At 39.9% G+C, this 15,559-nt stretch carries 23 protein-coding genes; 2 read left to right on the plus strand and 21 right to left on the minus strand.

Annotation, left to right across the window (positions count from 1 at the left end):
- Nucleotides 1-18: 18 nt before the first annotated feature.
- The 11 genes from FC98_RS06875 to FC98_RS06925 form a co-directional block, all read right to left on the minus strand.
- The gene (locus FC98_RS06875) at nt 19-1,056 is read right to left on the minus strand and encodes a major capsid protein (protein ID WP_081467797.1); all 1,038 of its coding nucleotides are present in this window, start codon (nt 1,054-1,056) and stop codon (nt 19-21) included.
- A 14-nt stretch (nt 1,057-1,070) separates the two neighbouring features.
- Nucleotides 1,071-1,463 carry a hypothetical protein gene (locus FC98_RS06880; RefSeq protein ID WP_054655317.1) on the minus strand — a complete coding sequence of 131 codons (393 nt, stop codon included), beginning with the start codon at nt 1,461-1,463 and terminating at the stop codon, nt 1,071-1,073.
- A gap of 20 nt (nt 1,464-1,483) precedes the next feature.
- Nucleotides 1,484-2,305, minus strand: a complete 822-nt coding sequence (locus FC98_RS06885; RefSeq protein ID WP_056949357.1) for a DUF4355 domain-containing protein — start codon at nt 2,303-2,305, stop codon at nt 1,484-1,486.
- Between the two features lie 98 nt (nt 2,306-2,403).
- Nucleotides 2,404-3,435, minus strand: a complete 1,032-nt coding sequence (locus FC98_RS06890) for a hypothetical protein (protein ID WP_054655315.1) — start codon at nt 3,433-3,435, stop codon at nt 2,404-2,406.
- On the minus strand, nt 3,435-5,039 hold the full coding sequence (locus FC98_RS06895; RefSeq protein WP_056949358.1) for a phage portal protein: 1,605 nt from the start codon (nt 5,037-5,039) through the stop codon (nt 3,435-3,437). Before FC98_RS06895 ends, FC98_RS06890 begins: the two co-directional genes overlap by 1 nt.
- 3 nt (nt 5,040-5,042) lie before the next feature.
- Nucleotides 5,043-6,401: a PBSX family phage terminase large subunit gene (locus FC98_RS06900; protein ID WP_040471247.1), complete on the minus strand. Its 1,359-nt coding sequence runs from the start codon at nt 6,399-6,401 to the stop codon at nt 5,043-5,045.
- Complete coding sequence (locus FC98_RS06905; protein WP_056949359.1) at nt 6,373-7,290, minus strand: terminase small subunit; 918 nt, start codon at nt 7,288-7,290, stop codon at nt 6,373-6,375. Before FC98_RS06905 ends, FC98_RS06900 begins: the two co-directional genes overlap by 29 nt.
- Before the next feature lie 48 nt (nt 7,291-7,338).
- Nucleotides 7,339-7,644: a hypothetical protein gene (locus FC98_RS06910; protein ID WP_054655313.1), complete on the minus strand. Its 306-nt coding sequence runs from the start codon at nt 7,642-7,644 to the stop codon at nt 7,339-7,341.
- Between the two features lies 1 nt (nt 7,645).
- The gene (gene dut / locus FC98_RS06915) at nt 7,646-8,080 is read right to left on the minus strand and encodes a dUTP diphosphatase (protein WP_054655311.1); all 435 of its coding nucleotides are present in this window, start codon (nt 8,078-8,080) and stop codon (nt 7,646-7,648) included.
- Complete coding sequence (locus FC98_RS06920; RefSeq protein ID WP_054655309.1) at nt 8,073-8,360, minus strand: NYN domain-containing protein; 288 nt, start codon at nt 8,358-8,360, stop codon at nt 8,073-8,075. Before FC98_RS06920 ends, dut begins: the two co-directional genes overlap by 8 nt.
- 30 nt (nt 8,361-8,390) lie before the next feature.
- Nucleotides 8,391-8,693: a hypothetical protein gene (locus FC98_RS06925; protein ID WP_008211511.1), complete on the minus strand. Its 303-nt coding sequence runs from the start codon at nt 8,691-8,693 to the stop codon at nt 8,391-8,393.
- A 267-nt stretch (nt 8,694-8,960) separates the two neighbouring features.
- Here FC98_RS06925 and FC98_RS06930 point away from each other — a divergent pair, with 267 nt between their 5' ends.
- Nucleotides 8,961-9,227: a hypothetical protein gene (locus FC98_RS06930; RefSeq protein ID WP_235803599.1), complete on the plus strand. Its 267-nt coding sequence runs from the start codon at nt 8,961-8,963 to the stop codon at nt 9,225-9,227.
- Between the two features lie 95 nt (nt 9,228-9,322).
- On the opposite strand, the gene FC98_RS14985 is transcribed toward FC98_RS06930, so the two are convergent.
- From FC98_RS14985 to FC98_RS06960, 8 genes are all read right to left on the minus strand, one after another.
- The gene (locus FC98_RS14985; protein ID WP_169788688.1) at nt 9,323-9,487 is read right to left on the minus strand and encodes a hypothetical protein; all 165 of its coding nucleotides are present in this window, start codon (nt 9,485-9,487) and stop codon (nt 9,323-9,325) included.
- Nucleotides 9,488-10,007: 520 nt separating this feature from the next.
- Nucleotides 10,008-10,451 carry an ArpU family phage packaging/lysis transcriptional regulator gene (locus FC98_RS06935; RefSeq protein ID WP_056949361.1) on the minus strand — a complete coding sequence of 148 codons (444 nt, stop codon included), beginning with the start codon at nt 10,449-10,451 and terminating at the stop codon, nt 10,008-10,010.
- Nucleotides 10,452-10,738: 287 nt separating this feature from the next.
- The gene (locus FC98_RS06940) at nt 10,739-11,188 is read right to left on the minus strand and encodes a YopX family protein (protein ID WP_008856347.1); all 450 of its coding nucleotides are present in this window, start codon (nt 11,186-11,188) and stop codon (nt 10,739-10,741) included.
- 68 nt (nt 11,189-11,256) lie between these two features.
- Nucleotides 11,257-11,427, minus strand: coding sequence for a hypothetical protein (locus tag FC98_RS14670; protein ID WP_156637247.1), 171 nt, complete (start codon nt 11,425-11,427; stop codon nt 11,257-11,259).
- Nucleotides 11,424-11,828, minus strand: coding sequence for a hypothetical protein (locus tag FC98_RS06945; protein WP_235803600.1), 405 nt, complete (start codon nt 11,826-11,828; stop codon nt 11,424-11,426). Before FC98_RS06945 ends, FC98_RS14670 begins: the two co-directional genes overlap by 4 nt.
- A 57-nt stretch (nt 11,829-11,885) precedes the next feature.
- A complete protein-coding gene (locus FC98_RS06950) occupies nt 11,886-12,272 on the minus strand; it encodes a hypothetical protein (RefSeq protein ID WP_056949362.1) in 387 nt (128 codons plus the stop codon).
- Complete coding sequence (locus FC98_RS06955; RefSeq protein WP_235803601.1) at nt 12,269-12,505, minus strand: DUF1064 domain-containing protein; 237 nt, start codon at nt 12,503-12,505, stop codon at nt 12,269-12,271. Before FC98_RS06955 ends, FC98_RS06950 begins: the two co-directional genes overlap by 4 nt.
- Complete coding sequence (locus FC98_RS06960) at nt 12,506-13,207, minus strand: putative HNHc nuclease (protein WP_235803602.1); 702 nt, start codon at nt 13,205-13,207, stop codon at nt 12,506-12,508.
- A 47-nt stretch (nt 13,208-13,254) separates the two neighbouring features.
- Here FC98_RS06960 and FC98_RS06965 point away from each other — a divergent pair, with 47 nt between their 5' ends.
- Nucleotides 13,255-13,824, plus strand: a complete 570-nt coding sequence (locus FC98_RS06965) for a hypothetical protein (RefSeq protein WP_056949364.1) — start codon at nt 13,255-13,257, stop codon at nt 13,822-13,824.
- A gap of 243 nt (nt 13,825-14,067) precedes the next feature.
- On the opposite strand, the gene FC98_RS06975 is transcribed toward FC98_RS06965, so the two are convergent.
- On the minus strand, nt 14,068-14,616 hold the full coding sequence (locus FC98_RS06975) for an antA/AntB antirepressor family protein (RefSeq protein WP_082602808.1): 549 nt from the start codon (nt 14,614-14,616) through the stop codon (nt 14,068-14,070).
- Between the two features lies 1 nt (nt 14,617).
- A complete protein-coding gene (locus tag FC98_RS06980; protein ID WP_056949366.1) occupies nt 14,618-15,553 on the minus strand; it encodes a DUF4373 domain-containing protein in 936 nt (311 codons plus the stop codon).
- Nucleotides 15,554-15,559 lie beyond the last annotated feature (6 nt).

The following is a 15,559-nucleotide window of genomic DNA, read 5'->3' on the forward strand; positions in this document are numbered from 1 at the left end:
CCTTTTGCCTGCGGCGAATCATTTACTCGCTAAAACATCAAGAATAAACACTTGCTTAGCAACGGTAATCGTCGGTACGAACTTCTCATCAACAATTGTCTTAACCGTCACTGGATCAGAGGAAGCGCTCGTTGATAGCGAAACACCAGTATCAAAAACAGATACAGTCGTCCCTGAAACTGGAACACTTTCTTCCGGTGTTTCAACAAAATTCATTTGACCAACCGGATCATTGGCAGTCCCTGGTAAGAAAATAATCTTGCCATCTGGAATGAACTTTTCAAACGTACCGTTGTTATTCCATCCTTTATCATAAACAACTACCTGTAATCCTAGGAACGCTGAGAACCATTGCTCAACAACAGGCTGAGTAAGAATGCTTCCCTGTGGTGATACCGTCCCAGAAAAAATGGTGTTTTTTAGTGCGGCATTGTGCATCAAAATATACATAGTCTTTGAATTCATTAAGGCTCGAGTTAAAGCCGTACCAACTTTTTGCGAGGCAGTATCCTTAACACTACTGATGTCATCATATGGATTAGAGGAATCATCAGTCCATGCTTTAGCAACTTTCATATTCTGGAATGACTCATAGCCAAAGTCTGCCAACTGATTACCCAGAAGTAGCTTGCCGTTCAAAAGTGCTTGGACAGCGTAATACTCGCGAGTAAACCGAGCACGTAAAAGTAAATTTGCTTGATCATCATACAGTTTCTTAGTGATGGTCAAAACCAAATTTTCGTCATTAGATGCAATGGCATTATTCAAATCTTTAAAATCGTACTCATTAAGGTTCAACTTGTTTTTAAATTTGTAAGTTGGCAATGTGCCAGTTTGAAGTGAGCCACGTTCAACAGGCAATGCTGCTGAATCTTCTTTGGTTAAATCAAGTGGTGCCGGATATAGATCTTGGCCGTTGATTAATTTAACATTATCGGCCTGCTGTTTAGTGGGGGTAAATAAAGCTTCCATCAAATAGGGAGCTGTGTATTGCGGATTAGTGTTCCAATAGCCCTGCAGGTAATTGGAAGTTAGTAAATCAAATGCAGTTGCCACGATATAACATCTCCTTATCGATTAATTAATTTAACGCCGGATGTCTTACCAGCGACCGCCTTTAATGCGGCTACAACAGTGCTATCAAGTAATTTCTGGCGCAAATAAACATTTTCAAACCAAATTGTTACGTCTGCGTCTCCTGCAGTAACATCTGTGTCTGCAGCAACAACGCCCGCAAACACTTGTCCTTCCGCACCCGTAAATTCTGATAATTTGGTAACGCCTGCGGATTGATCGGCACTTAGCCAGTCAACTGCCGCACCAACTGGAGTACCTTGTAAAATAACTTTCTTACCATTGGAACCAGCAGTAACAGTTGAACTGTCAATTGTTCCTGGTAAGCCAACAGTTAAATCTTGCCGAACTCTTGGATCAGAGTTGGCAAAGTATTGTGTATCAGCCATAGGTTACATCTCCTATTTTTCTATTTATCAAAGAATTTTCCTTTAAATCTATCTGGATCTCCCAGCGTTTTTTTAGCAACTAATTCGCCAAAACTAGGAGCAGCATTATTTTGCTGTGTATTACTATTTGGAATTTGATTATTTTTAAACATGTTTTTCTTGGTAATCTTAACTACTCGATCAAGCATTGACTTGAAGTTGTCAACATTGTGCTTAGTTGTGTCAGGATCGTCACTAACCAGTGTGTCAACATCCTCGTTGGTAAATTGATATCCAGTATCTTTAAGCTGGTTAAGCACTTCACTGCGCATATCTGATCGATTCTTTTCAGCTTTAAGCTGCTTGTTTTCTTCAAGGATTTCCTTGATTTGTGCCTGCTGCTTTTCTTCGTCGGTCATTTGTGCATATTGTTCGGCACTACTTTTCCCAGCTTTTTTACCTTCCTCAATGCCCTTTTTGCGAGCTCGGAATTCACGATCTTTGAGCAATTTATCAACTTCGGTTTGCGTAAACGTCTTGTCATTGCTACTGTTATCGCCATTATTATCATCAGTATTGTCTTTTGACGATGTGTCATCATTATCAGCTTGATCACTATTACCATTAGTATTTTGATTGTTTTGATTCTGATTGGCATTATTGGTGAAAGTGTCGACAAGATTCTTAATAAAGTCTTGAGATGGTTGGCCGTTTTGATTACCAGAGTTTGTTGCGGTATTGTTGTTGGCATTTTGGCCACCTTCGCCACTTTCTCCACCTTGTGCACCAGGTTGGGATTGGCTACCTTCTTGGCCGGCGTCAGCAAAATACTGCAAATTCATGTTTAATTTATCTGATTCCATGTGTTGCCTCCGTTTATAGCCTGTCGGCTGTTAATTCCTTGCGCAGTTTAATGTCTTAAGCATGTTTGGGACAAAATAAAAAGCAATGAAGTTTTTACTCATTGCTCATCATTACTTGTTTGATTTTTATTTGAATGGTCAGCTGCTGCTATGGCGCCAGCAACGCCTAATAATGGAACTAACGAAACGTGTGCTATTTTGGTGCAACGACAGTTAGGGTGGGAGTCATCAGGGATGCTTGGAGAGTTTGCATCATTAACGGCATAGGGCCCATCTTCAGCAATTGCTTCACATTTATCACACGCTCCTGGTTGAGTTACCCAATCGAAGTAAGCAATTCCTTGCGACCTAAATACCTGCGTTGTCGCTCTGTCTAAAACGCGCGCTCGTTCGGTAACAATCATGCGTCTGATATAAGCATCATTAGTTTCAAATAAGCCAGTTATCGTCTGTGGTTTAGCCGTACGAATACTCGGAAATAACTGGTTGACATCTGCTTGTTTTAATCCAGCTCGCAATGATTTAGCCACTAATGATTGAACGTTGTTAACGAGGTTATCGTTGTAGAGCCAGATATTGTCGCTCCATTGATTGCCATTAATTGTTGTACTGATGATCTTTTCGGAATTGCGTAAGATTTCTCGCTTAGTAATGTTGGCTTCTTTCACGACATCCGCCCCAGCCTTTTTAGCTAAACGATCGTTATTGAATTGACGACTAACGTCCCGTTTAAAATCACTGTTTAACGTTCGACCAAGTAATTTAATCGTAGCGATGGTAGCACCGGCAATGCTGAACCCAATTAAAGAATTCAAAGTATGATACCGATCAATTGGTGCATTCCTGCTATATTCTTTAAATCGGTTTTGAGATTGAGAATCAGCATCCTTAAGCGTCGCCCTTTGAAAATGAAGCAAACGACGTCTATCAGCATCGGAATCCCGTTTTAACAGCTCAACGTATTTTAATAGACCTGCTACTCCGTATTCAGCAATGAAGAAATTAAGATGATCCTCAATTTCTTGTAATGCCACTTGATAGGCATCATGAACTCGACCATATAATTCTTCATCACTCTTAAGTAACTTGGCAATATACTTCTTCTCTTGAGCTTCACTAATCGGCTTCATTAATCATCACCTTTAGTCTGTGAAGTATCATTCTGGCTGTTATTACTATCAGCATATGGGTCAGGCGTGCGTGCCTTCGCTTCTTGTGCCAGTTTATCTTGTTCAGCGGCAATTTTCTGCATTTCTTTTTTAGCATCGGGAACATTTGAAAGAGAAGCAATCGCTGTTTCTTGAGAAGTGGTTGATTGTAACTCATTTGCTGTCTGTGCTTCAGCTAACAAGTTGTGCGGGATTGTAAAGTTAAAGGTGTACTCTAAGTTATCAACGTCATCAACATTAATCCCCTGTGCCTGTAAAGCGCACGCCCATATTTGAGTCAGTGCCTTTTTCATCTTGGTTTCTTTGTTCAGCGCTTTGATTTTCATGGAGTGAATTTTAAAATCAAGTGCTTGTGCAGCCGATGTACTAAAATCGATATTGTCTAAATTCGGAATCTGTGCGACCTGATAAATAAAGTCAGTATCATGCTGAATCTGGTTCTCTTGTAATTGATCCCCAGTCGGTTTTTCCATAAATTCCGCATCCGGCATTGGTAAAGCTTTGGACTCATCAGATTCAGCCCAAGCTTTATCCAAATATAGGTTAAAGACTCTTGTCTGATAAATTTCTTTAAGTTGCTCATCAGAAAGTTCAGAATTAATAACTTTCAAGATACTAGCCGCAAATGAGTCAGAATCATTTGCTTTGGCACTCATGGCGCTATCTAAATCATCGACCAGGCTAATCAGATCATCAAACACGCCGATCCGTTCCTCGTTGTCCATGATTTCGGCAATGGGCAGTTGACTGAAGGGATGTCCCAAATTATCGTCTACCCCAGTGTCTGGATCGGGATTTTCATCAAATACTAAAGAGGCATCGCTGGTAGCAGAGTTACTAAACGGCACCGTATCATCAATTTCAATTAGCTGTCCATGTAACGATTCGTTGCCCTTGCTATCCGGATAGTAACTGTAGGTTACCCCAAATAAGGGTTTATTTTGAATCGTATTGTCATAGACAATAAACGTATTTAAGGGATCTAGAAAAGTGATATGGGGATAGGCTTTCTCATCAGTATAGAGATACAAATAAGCGCGTCCATAAACGCTTGACCATTTGGACGCTTCTGTAAACACATCGTCCAGAACCTGATGCTTGGTCATCGCTTGAATAAGATTGTTGACTCTGTTGCCTTCTGTCGCTTCTTCTTCTGATGGATCCTGATAAGCAATGTCAATTGGCGTCCCAATAAAATAACCGTTGAATGAGTCAACAAGCTTCTTAGGCATGTTAACAATTCGACGGTTGTCTGGATCACCATGTGGCGTTGGTTTGCGATTAAGAATGTTGATATGTCGGCCTTTGTAATATTGGCGCTTCATAACGTAGGTTGGCATCAGCTTTGTTCGATGCAGATTAATCATGTTAAACAAATCGATGGGATTGTCCTTGATATTTTGACTAGTGGAATAATGAAAAACATCGTTATCGTCTAGATAAGCACTACCAGACAAATTAACGGTGTTATCATTTGTCCATCCCATTTTCGAGGCATCCCGCCCGGAAATAAACGTATCTTGAATATTAGGATATTCTTTTTGTAAAATTTCACTAATTTTCATTCATTAAATACCTCGCTTAAACAATTTAACTTTGGCATTGATATGCGGATCAATCTTCAATCCCAACTTGCGAGCATTATCAATCGCAAAATACTTAAACGCATCACAAGTATGATCGTTTTCCTTAACTACTTTCGGATCATCACTGTGAACGGTCTTTTCGTCCCACTGATATTGTTCATGTTGCTTAACAAATATCTGATTCTCAGGTGTATCAAGATAGTACACACGCCCTTGTGCCAACAATGATGATACATAATCAATCATCGTGGCTTCGTCGCTCTTAGCTACCCCATGCCAAACTTCGTTATATTCTTTAACAAATTCGTTTCGTAATGCACCTTCAGCAGAGTCAATTGTTCGTTTGCCAATCGGCTGATGATAATGCATTGAGTCTTCGAAGGACTTAATTTCAGGCACCAGGTCACTTGGTGCCTTTTTTCGAGATTGGTGTTCCGGACTGTAATAGTATGTGTGCAGCAAAATAACTTTGCCTTCAGCAGTCACACCAATTGCTAAACAAGTAGTTGCTGAGTTAATGTGACCAGCATCGATTGAGAAGTAAAGATTAACTATTGGGTCGTCATCAAACAATTTAGTTAGGGGATGGAACAAGTTCATATTGTAAACATTGGTTCCCAGGCCAATTATCTTCCCAAGATATAGCCACTTGTAATACTCGGGGTCATTCTTTTTATACGTTTCAATCAAGGCCAGTTGCTGTTCCTGGGTGATCCCGAGCTGATCATCTAGATACGTTGAAGTGTCCACATAGCATTGTGGGTTCTGTTCCTGGATAGCAATCCATTCATTAATCCAGTCATAGGGATTACGTGGCGGATTGTAACTGTAAAACACCTTCACCTGATTAACCCAGGGAGATTTTTGCCGAATAAACGTTGGATTGGTCTGGTCAAACACTTCTGCACTCTTAAAGTTGGCTGCTTCTTCGTACCACAGAGCAATAACATTTTGGATCGTGTTTGATTTCAGTTTCTCAGGCTTGTCACCGCCGTAAAAATAGAACGCACTACCCGATGAAACATGGGTGATGCGCATTGGTGAAACCGAATATTTAAATTCATCTGTCATGTTTAACATGTCAATCGCCCAGCAAATCTGACCATATACAGAGTCACGCAAGTTAACCGTGTTTTCCCGAATACAGACAACATTCACTTTATGGCCTAGCTGAGCCTGCTTCTTTAGCATAGTCAACAGCTTTAAACTAATAGTCGATGATTTAAAAGAGCCACGGCCGCCTTTAGCAATGATGTATGAACATTTAGTCGTCCACATTTTACTGAAGTGTGGATTGACCAGCTGTGATATTTTAATCACTCGTTTGGTTTTCACCGTCATTATCAGCACCCCCTAAATCGTCGATCACTATCGTACTATCATCATGTTGGTTAACTTTTTGAATTTCTTTAGCCTTTGCTTCAGCAATTTCAGCCTCGGCTTTTGCCTTACGAATTTGGGCTGATTGCATAACTGTTGGAACTGGATATCGCTTTAGCAACTCAGCGAGTGCTTTCACCTTATCGTTAGTTTCAACGAGAGCTTCACCTTTGTCTAATCGCAAGGTCTTCAGTAAAGATGTATCGCCTTTATTAGTAAAATTGACTTCATTCTCGTAGTAGAATGCCTGCTTTCCAGTTTCCGGATCAATGTATGGTAGTAATTCGTAGTGCTTTCCGGAACTATTAATATATGGCCCCTGCTTAACGTAATGTTTCATCCACCGTAAATGTTTGACTCGTTTGGCCTCCACATAATCACCGATGTTAGCAAACGCTTGGCGCTGAAGCTCTCGAACAATATCATCCGCCTTAATGGCCTCTGCCTGTTCGCGTATCATGCGAAGATTATCTAATTCTGCCCGCACACTAGCATTAACGAGTAGCCTTGGACCATTTACATTGGCAGTGTTCCAAGACGCCCCATATGCCTTCTGATAAGCCCAAGTGGCATTGAATCGTTGCAAATAGTAGAGGCAAAACAACTTTTGCTTTTCGTTTAATTGACCATTGTTTTTCAATTGATCAACTATTTTGTGTGCACCCTTTTGAGGCTTTGTGTGCACCCTTTTTGCCGCTTTGTGTGCACCCTTTTTATTTGGGGTGCGTTGCCAACCATACCGTTTTTTCCACGATTTAACCGTGTTTATCGATACTTGGTACTTTTCAGCGATGTCCTTATACTTCATTCCTGATAGATAATCCTTCTCAGCTTGTTTCTGGTTATTCATTACATATCACCGCACCTCCTACATTCTATGTATTAAAAGTCAACACAATTATTCACCACGGTATGGCGGTGTGATATTGCTACCAAATGTCTCTGTTAGCGCGAAGAAGTATCGATAACCTTCATTGACATTGTCATATTGACTAATTGTATCTAGTGACTTGGCCATAATCTCAGCAGCCTGCTGAATTCCTTTGTCAATCGTGCCGTTATCTAGCTTCTTTTGAACAGCACTTGTGTCCAGTACGGCATCTCTCAATGATTTATTTATCTCCGTACTAAATTCGTCTTGAATCATGCTGACGATTGCCGATTTATTAAACCTTTGATCACCTGAATTGAACATTTTTGTCATTTTAATTCCTCCCAGTTGAACCGAAACCGTCACTACCACGGTCACTGTCATTTAGTTTGTCGCATTCAATAGATTGTACTGAGACATCACGCCGAATAACCAACTGGCAAACCTTATCGCCCTTGTTAATTTGGTTAGGCCGATTAGATAAGTTAACGAAAGTCGCCATGATTTCACCACGATAGCCAGGGTCAACCGTTCCGAGAATGCACTTTAATGGTGTCCTAAGACTCATCCCTGACCTTGGTCTAACTTCAGCTGAATACCCTTTGGTTAACTGAATTGAAATCCCCAAAGAAATTCTTTTCGTTTCGAATGGTGCAAAATAAACAGTTTGATCAGCATATAAATCAAAGCCGGTATCATCTGGATGTGCCTGATGTGGTGCCATGGCAGATGAAGTCATTCTTTTATATTTAAGAAATACCCTAGGCACGTTCCCTCATCCTTTCCTGCTTATGTCTCATATCCTCTGTTAACCGTTCGCTAAATGGTGTCTGCAATAATGAACTGATATGATTGATATCTTCTGAACTATACATAACGTCACTGACAAAATGAGCCCCAGAACTAAATATCATTAGAAACTCAATTCCATCAATATAATATCTGGCAACTCCATTAATGAGTTTTCCTTGTGCATAAATATATTTCATCTTAATGTCATTGCTGGGAGACTCTTGCTTAAAATAATCCCTTAGCTCGTCATATCTCATTTTGACTTCACCTCTATAATTGTCGGACAGCTATTTTACAAAGTTATCTGATCCATAAGGCGCTGGAATATCACTCCAGGCTTCTCTGAGCATCACGTAAAGCATAAAATCATAGTTACTGCCAATCAGTGGTACGTTAGCAAATTCGTCATAAGCTTTGGTCATGATTTCAGCATGATTGTGGATAGCCTTTTCAATATCACCATCTTTAAGCTCTTGTGAGACCGCAGAATTGTTTACCTTATCACTCATGATCATTTTTGATGCCTCCGGTTTTAGTTTAGCCAACTCATCGACAATCTTTTGATATTCAGCATTATTTTTATTAAGCATATTGATCTCCTATTCTCATTGGATGTTGTTAACTTTATTTTTGATTTTAAGTTCGTTCAAGCGCCGAGCCTGCAAAGCTTTTCGTTTGCGATTCTTAATTTTGGACTTCTTATGACTTTTCGTATGTTTATTGTGCTTGCTCATAAATGAATCACCTCAATAATTTCTATTTTTAAACTGCTATATTTCCAAAAAATACTTTGCTGTGAGATAATAAAGCAAATGTTGTGGTTTGTTTGTATGCCATTTTTTAAGGAGGTATCTGCAATGACAATATTAAATAATGATAAAATTCATCGTTTGCTTAATGAAAGTGGATTAGGAAACGTTAGTCCAGAAACAGCTGAAGCAGTTGAATCGATTTTAGGAGAACTAGATCGAAAAAATGTTTTAAGGACAAATAATAGTAAGAATTATTTTATTGATCGTTCCACCCTTGAAACCACATCTTTTCTAAGAGCATTGGTTGAACAAAATTGGCTAATAATTGCACAAAACGAGAAGATTATCAAAGCGTTAAATGCTTCTAAGTAGGAATTAAGCCAATAGGGTGAAATAACTTTCTAAAATGATATTAATGATTTAAAGTCAAAATCAGATAAGCAATTCATCACTTTTAAGCAGGTCGTCTAATCAGGCTTGGCTGTTTTTTTGTGCAAATTAAAAGCGCCCTCTTTGCGAAGACGCTTCTTTAATTCTTTGTCCAGTTGCTTGTCTATCTTTATTTCTTCCTTGGAAGTATAGCCATAGCTGGTTTGCTTCATGGGCGTATATGGATGCTTACGATCATTCATATAATCACCTCTGCAGGAAATACAGAATTATCAAAGCGAGTAGCAACATGCTGCCCACCAATATATCTGTCAACTTTAATTTCATAATGTCACCCCTATGTATCTAAATGGGCGAGGCCGGTGCCAGTCCCATTCGTGGCCACTTTTTTCACTGCTTATGAGGCAGAAACGACTTATCCCGAAGTTACATCGCCTAGCTAACTTTACCAGCTATTTTATTGCAAAATAAAAGTCCATGCTTTCCACACATGGACCGTTCGCTTATGACGTGTTGATCAGGCTCACAAAGACACAAACACGGATTTAAATTTTATTTATCATAAGCAACGTGACTGGTAGGGAATCGAACCCTGCAACGGCTGTTTCATACCGTTCCTTTCCGCATATTTACGTATTCAGCCACACATTTTATATTGAGGGAATGGAACTTTCTTATAAATTCCACAATACCAATATAACCCCTGAAATTGCATTAATCCTGCGGTGTTTCTGCGGTAAAACTGCGGTAAAACTGCGATTTTTATTTCGAATTAATAAAAACGTGAAGGTCTTCGAGCAAATAAGCATCTGCAAATTCCAAGAAGGCACGATTTTTGTAAAAATAATATCTGTTCTCGTGATAATGTAGCTGTTTCATTATTTGCCAATCAAGTGGCTTCTCACGTGTAAAATACAATTTGCTAATAATCATTTTAGAAATATTAGAACAATTCTCTATGGCCTCAATAGTCCGCTTTAAAACCTCTTGAGCGTATAGATGCTTATAAATAGTCTCTTCAGCGCTATTCCCTACATGGTTCGCTTTGGGCATGTCAGAAATTGTCGGTGATTTAATGTCCGTAATGCTTTGATGCGCATACCGCTCCATTTTAGGAATTGTGTGATTAAAAAAATGCTTAACCCGGTCAACCGTTTCTTTTTTATTTACTTCTGGAAATAATTCAATCATGTCAGTCTTACCCATAACGCAACTCCTTTGTTTTAGCCTCATCTGATGTTATAATTAATCTGTCATTAACTAACATTATTTAAGCTGCCGGAGACGGGAGCTTTTTTATTTTTCCTCCAAATTCTGAAACGTCATTTAGCTATCTCTCTTTTTAAAAAGCATCAAGTAAACAAATGAGCAATTTCATGTCATTGCTCATTTGTTTGCCACCCCCAAAAGCGCTATTACAAACCAAAGTCCAATCGGCAAAATGATCGCCCACGCAGTCAACACCATTTCTAAATCTGAACCTTTAAAGTTCTTCATTTTTCTGCCTCCAATAGTTCCCGGCTTTCATGTATATTCCCAACAACTAAGTCATTTAACGGGGTAACACCGCCATTTCCATGTTCTTCATTTTGAATGCGAGAATTAAAGCACCCATGTTTGGAATCATAAAATACACGGCCATAAGTTGTTTTTATTTTTATACGCTTGTTAGCCCCAAAATATTTAATGATATCTCCTTCATAAATCGGTTTACCATTCTTATCTTTTAAACCAGTAAATTGCTCAGCGGCTCCCTGCTGAATGGTCTGCCACCATTCAAGAGCTGCATACTCCTCAGTTGCCTCAATCAATCCGCCAACAATGTAGTCAAAGTTGTTGCCATGCACCAAGTCGCCATACACGAAGTGGCCTTCATGAGGCACGTCAATTCCAATATCGTCAATCTTTTCGACATATCCACGAAATTTGATTTCTCTGCTCATTTTTATTTCCCCTTTGTTACAAAACAGCTGTTTTTTTGACTTATACGTGAATTGCTTTTCACGATTTCTTATTTTTTCTGCTCAATTAATTTCCAACCAAACAACTTACGATGTTTAGCGATAGCGTCTTTAACCATCCAAGTTCTAACTAATGGGTGATTGTCATTTCGAATAATTTCCACAACTTTCACCGGACTGTTAATCTTATGAAATTGACCATCTTTAATTGCCAGAATCATGATTTCACCTTCCTAGCATTTTGGGAGTTGACTTGATGTTGATAATTGGCAATTGTGCTACCTGCCGTAGATGCTCTAATTCCCAAAATATGAGCAATGGTTGCTGTGGGATAGCCGCGATTATAGAGCTCGACGACTTCCTGACGAATCTCGGCAGCTTCATGTGCTGACATATCCCCCATTTTGCGGGATCGGAAACTTAAAACTGGCTGTTCAGTCCGCTTAAGAACGATTGCTCGCCATTCAGGTGAATCATCGGGAGCTTTAGTGACTGATTTATAACGTACTTCACATTGTTGGATCAGGATCAATAATTCATTATCGAAGTGCTTATTGGCCCGCTTATGATCGTGAATGATTTTTTCATAGTTACGAATTTTTAGTTCAATTAATTTACTCATAAGTTCAACCTCTCTAGCCCTGTTCATAATCGCTCAGGAAACCTATAATTGCGACACTCAATCTGTTCGTGTGTCATTGTCTGCCTCCGCTAATTTCCGTCCACACATCGGGCAATAATTAAACCAAAAGCCAGCATTGGTACTGTCACCCGGCCTTGCGTCAGGATATTTCGAATCATTGATGTCTACTTGAACATTTTCATGGTTTTGTTGCTGCATACTTTTACCATACGCATCTGTTGGGTCTAGGTACCATAGCTCGTCATGCTCACTTGACATTATTGAAGTGTTTCTTCTACAAAAGCTACAGTTGCTTTGTTTTTTGGACTCTGTAAGCATTTCAATAGTTCGCTGGCGTTCCTCAGCTATTCGCCGATACCGTTCAATTTCACGCGCCTGGTCACTGATTAATTGTTCGCGTTCTGAGTATAACTTCTGGGTCATTTGTCTTCCTCCATATGATTTTGTAGATCGAAACTTGGTAATGTCTCAAACTTCTCATGGATTTTAAAATCCAATTTCAAGTTCTTCAAGTGCAGGTAGTACGCACCCTCGGCCTTGCTATCAAATTGGTGACCATCAATACTCATTTTGTGGGCGTTGAACTTATTGCCCTTTCTTGGCAATTTAATTGCCGACTTAGGTGGCTCTTGGACACCTGTGGGATAGTTTGTCATTTAGATCATCCCTTCATCAATTTCGTCCATCCGTTTCCGTGTCATGATATGCAGCGCAATCAGGTCATCTTCTGACAACTTAATTGGTCGTATATGGTACTTCTCAATGAAGCTTTTGGCTCCGAGTTGATGCCGCTCTTGATGGTGTGCACGGCAGAGACATTCAAAGTAAAGCTTGCGGTGATCCACCAGTTTCCGACTGCCACGGCCAACCGGCGTAAAGTGATCGATATCACTATGAAGCTTGCCGCAAATCACACACTGCCGATGACGTAGACACTGCATCGCTTTCGGATAGCTGTCAGGTATCATGTCCCAAGTTCGTGTCTTGAAGGGCACGCCAAGCTTGAAGCAGAAATCTAATAAGAATGTCAAAAACTTATTTGCTTGATTCACGCTACAGTCAGCCATTGAGAATTTCTCCGCACCAGTGTGACTGTAGTACAAGAACTTCATTTCATCTTCCATCTCAGTGGGCGTGTAACCTGTGTAGAGTGCCATGTCATTGAGCATCGCAAAGACCTTCTTGCGTTGATCAGGGCTGATCGTACGGCCGTCATCCATCAACAACTGCACTGTTGGCTGCTTTCCGTTTGCCCATTTGGCAAGCTTGTACTGGTTCAATTCATCATCGAGCTTAACGACTACCTGATTGCCTCTAATTGCTGTTAACTTGCCAAATAACATTTCATCACCTCTCATAACATGCTGTAAATATTGTTATAATTAACGGTAAAGGAGAATTACCTATGAAAATATTTTTAACAGTGTTAGTCATGTTGCTCTTAACGTTTGTTTGTCGTTTTTTGATTACTCGTTCAAACCTCAAAACTATAAAAGATCTGAATGTCCAGTTTCAATTGTGGTATACAGAAAAAGTTAAGCCTGGAACTAATGATGTAAAAATAGTACGGCCAAATAACGAAGCGTTCTCTAGGCTATACCACATCGTATATAAGGATAACCAAGCTGTTGTAAACACAATTGATAAGGGTAAATATATGGGACATACCGCCACCTTTATCAATAAAGCTGATGTTGTCCAAAGTTTCCCAACTACTCATCAATCCGTTGTTGAACAAGAAGTGGGACTACTCGATAACATGCAAGATTATTTTCAAGAAAGATATAATGAAAACTTCCGGATTTCCTATTGGCTAACAACATTAATATTTTTGCCACAATATTTTATAAAATATATTGGGCTAAAAGAGGAATCGATTCTATCTCACGTTCTCAATGCAATCTGGTGGATTATCATTGCATTAATGGCCATCTACAAACCAGTACTATCAGCTCTAATAAAGCATTTGCTGTAAAGACTAATCGAATAACCTCAATTTCTGCATCTTGATAGCTTTTGACTTGCCAAGCTGAACTACATCCTGCTTGACACTTTTATAGCTCCGCCTTTAACGTCGTATAAGAATATCGTTTGCGGATTACAGTCAGTCTGTACGGCATACTGCCCTTTTTCGATCTTACGGATATGAACTGGATAGCCTAACTGCCATTGTCGAAACGTTTGAATGATTTGACTACGTTCACTACGTCTCATCAGATCACCTTCTAATCAGTTCAGTCTGGCCTTCTGGAACGTCGCTAAGCTGTTTGATAATCTGCAGAGTGGCTGTTGATGGCACCCAGTTAGTGACAAATTCGTCGGCCGTGTCAAAGTCTTTCTTGCGCAGTTGTGTCCGTGTCTTGACGCCAGTGACTTCGTTAAGGCCACGACTGATGTCTTTATAGAGCATCCCACGTTGCTTGCGATTTAGAACAAGGTGGTGAATGTCGATGTATCCGTTGACCGCGTGTTTGACGCGGGTGCTGATGTAGCTGTATTCTCCTTTGCCCTTATCAGTTCGCTGAATCATGGCAATCTCTTTTGCCATATCTAACTTTAAGGCGTGGCCAACCTGTGGACGGCCACCTTGAGGTTTCGTACTTTTTTGTTCGAAACTGATATAATCAGCGTTTTCGTGGAATCCGTACTCAATCATCCGTTGAATCCAGATTCGATACGGCGTATCAACTTCCAGAAAGTCATGTAGATCACGGCCGCTGACCACCATTTCGTCATCGTGCTTTAAAATCTTGATTAGTTGATCCATGTTAGGCATCCCCTTTAACTTCTGTTTTGTTTAATTCTGCCAGTTGCTCTGCTAACTTGGCTTTTTGATCGTCCGTTAGATCCTTCTGTTTGTCGTTAGAGCATTGTTGATTATGGTCTGCCCAGTCAGGCAGCGTTTCCTTGCGGGTAACTTTGGACTGTCGAGTCTTGCCTTCATTCTTCTTTTGCAAAGCCAGCATGGTAAATTGCTTGCGAAGCTTGGCAGCCGATAGAATATTAGTTGACCAGAATGGATCTTGTTGACACCACTTGATGATCACTGAAACTTCATGTTTGTCTCGTTTGTCGAGTTCAACTAATTTGCGCATGTCATCTGCCCAGTGCTGTAAATTCGGTTTTTTGGCCTGCGGGTCATTGTCTTGAATCTTTTCAAACAGAAATTCAGCCAATTTAAGATAATCAGAGTTTTCGTCATAAACGGGTTTATCCCGTTTTGGACGCGAAGGATTCTTATTACTTTTATTTACTTTACTTTTCTTTCCTTTACTTTGTGGATTAATGTCAACATTAACTCCCTCTGAACTAGAGTTATTGTTAACATTAATCCAGTACAACGTTGGTTTCGGTTGCTTTCGCCTTTTGGTAGCATCTAAATAGGTATCTTGGATTCGCTGGCTTGTTAAGACCCTAACCGAGCTGAACAGTTCCTTGTCAAAGGTTCCATAAGCAACTAAGCGGGCAACAATTTGATCAGTCATTTCAGGTGAAAGTCCATTCACCCGGTTAACTAACTGCATCTGTTGTAATTTATCCCATTGTAAGTAGTAACCTTTTCGGTAAACCGCAGACAGCAGGTAAATCATAAACAGAACACCTTTTGCTCCAAACTCACCCATAATGGCTTCCGTTTTGGCGTTCGTCGAAAAATCAATATCCAAGGGAAAGTAATCTAATCCGTCTTTATTCGGTCGTGCCATACCATC

The sequence above is a fragment of the Lentilactobacillus kisonensis DSM 19906 = JCM 15041 genome (genome assembly GCF_001434135.1).
Lineage (GTDB): Bacteria > Bacillota > Bacilli > Lactobacillales > Lactobacillaceae > Lentilactobacillus > Lentilactobacillus kisonensis.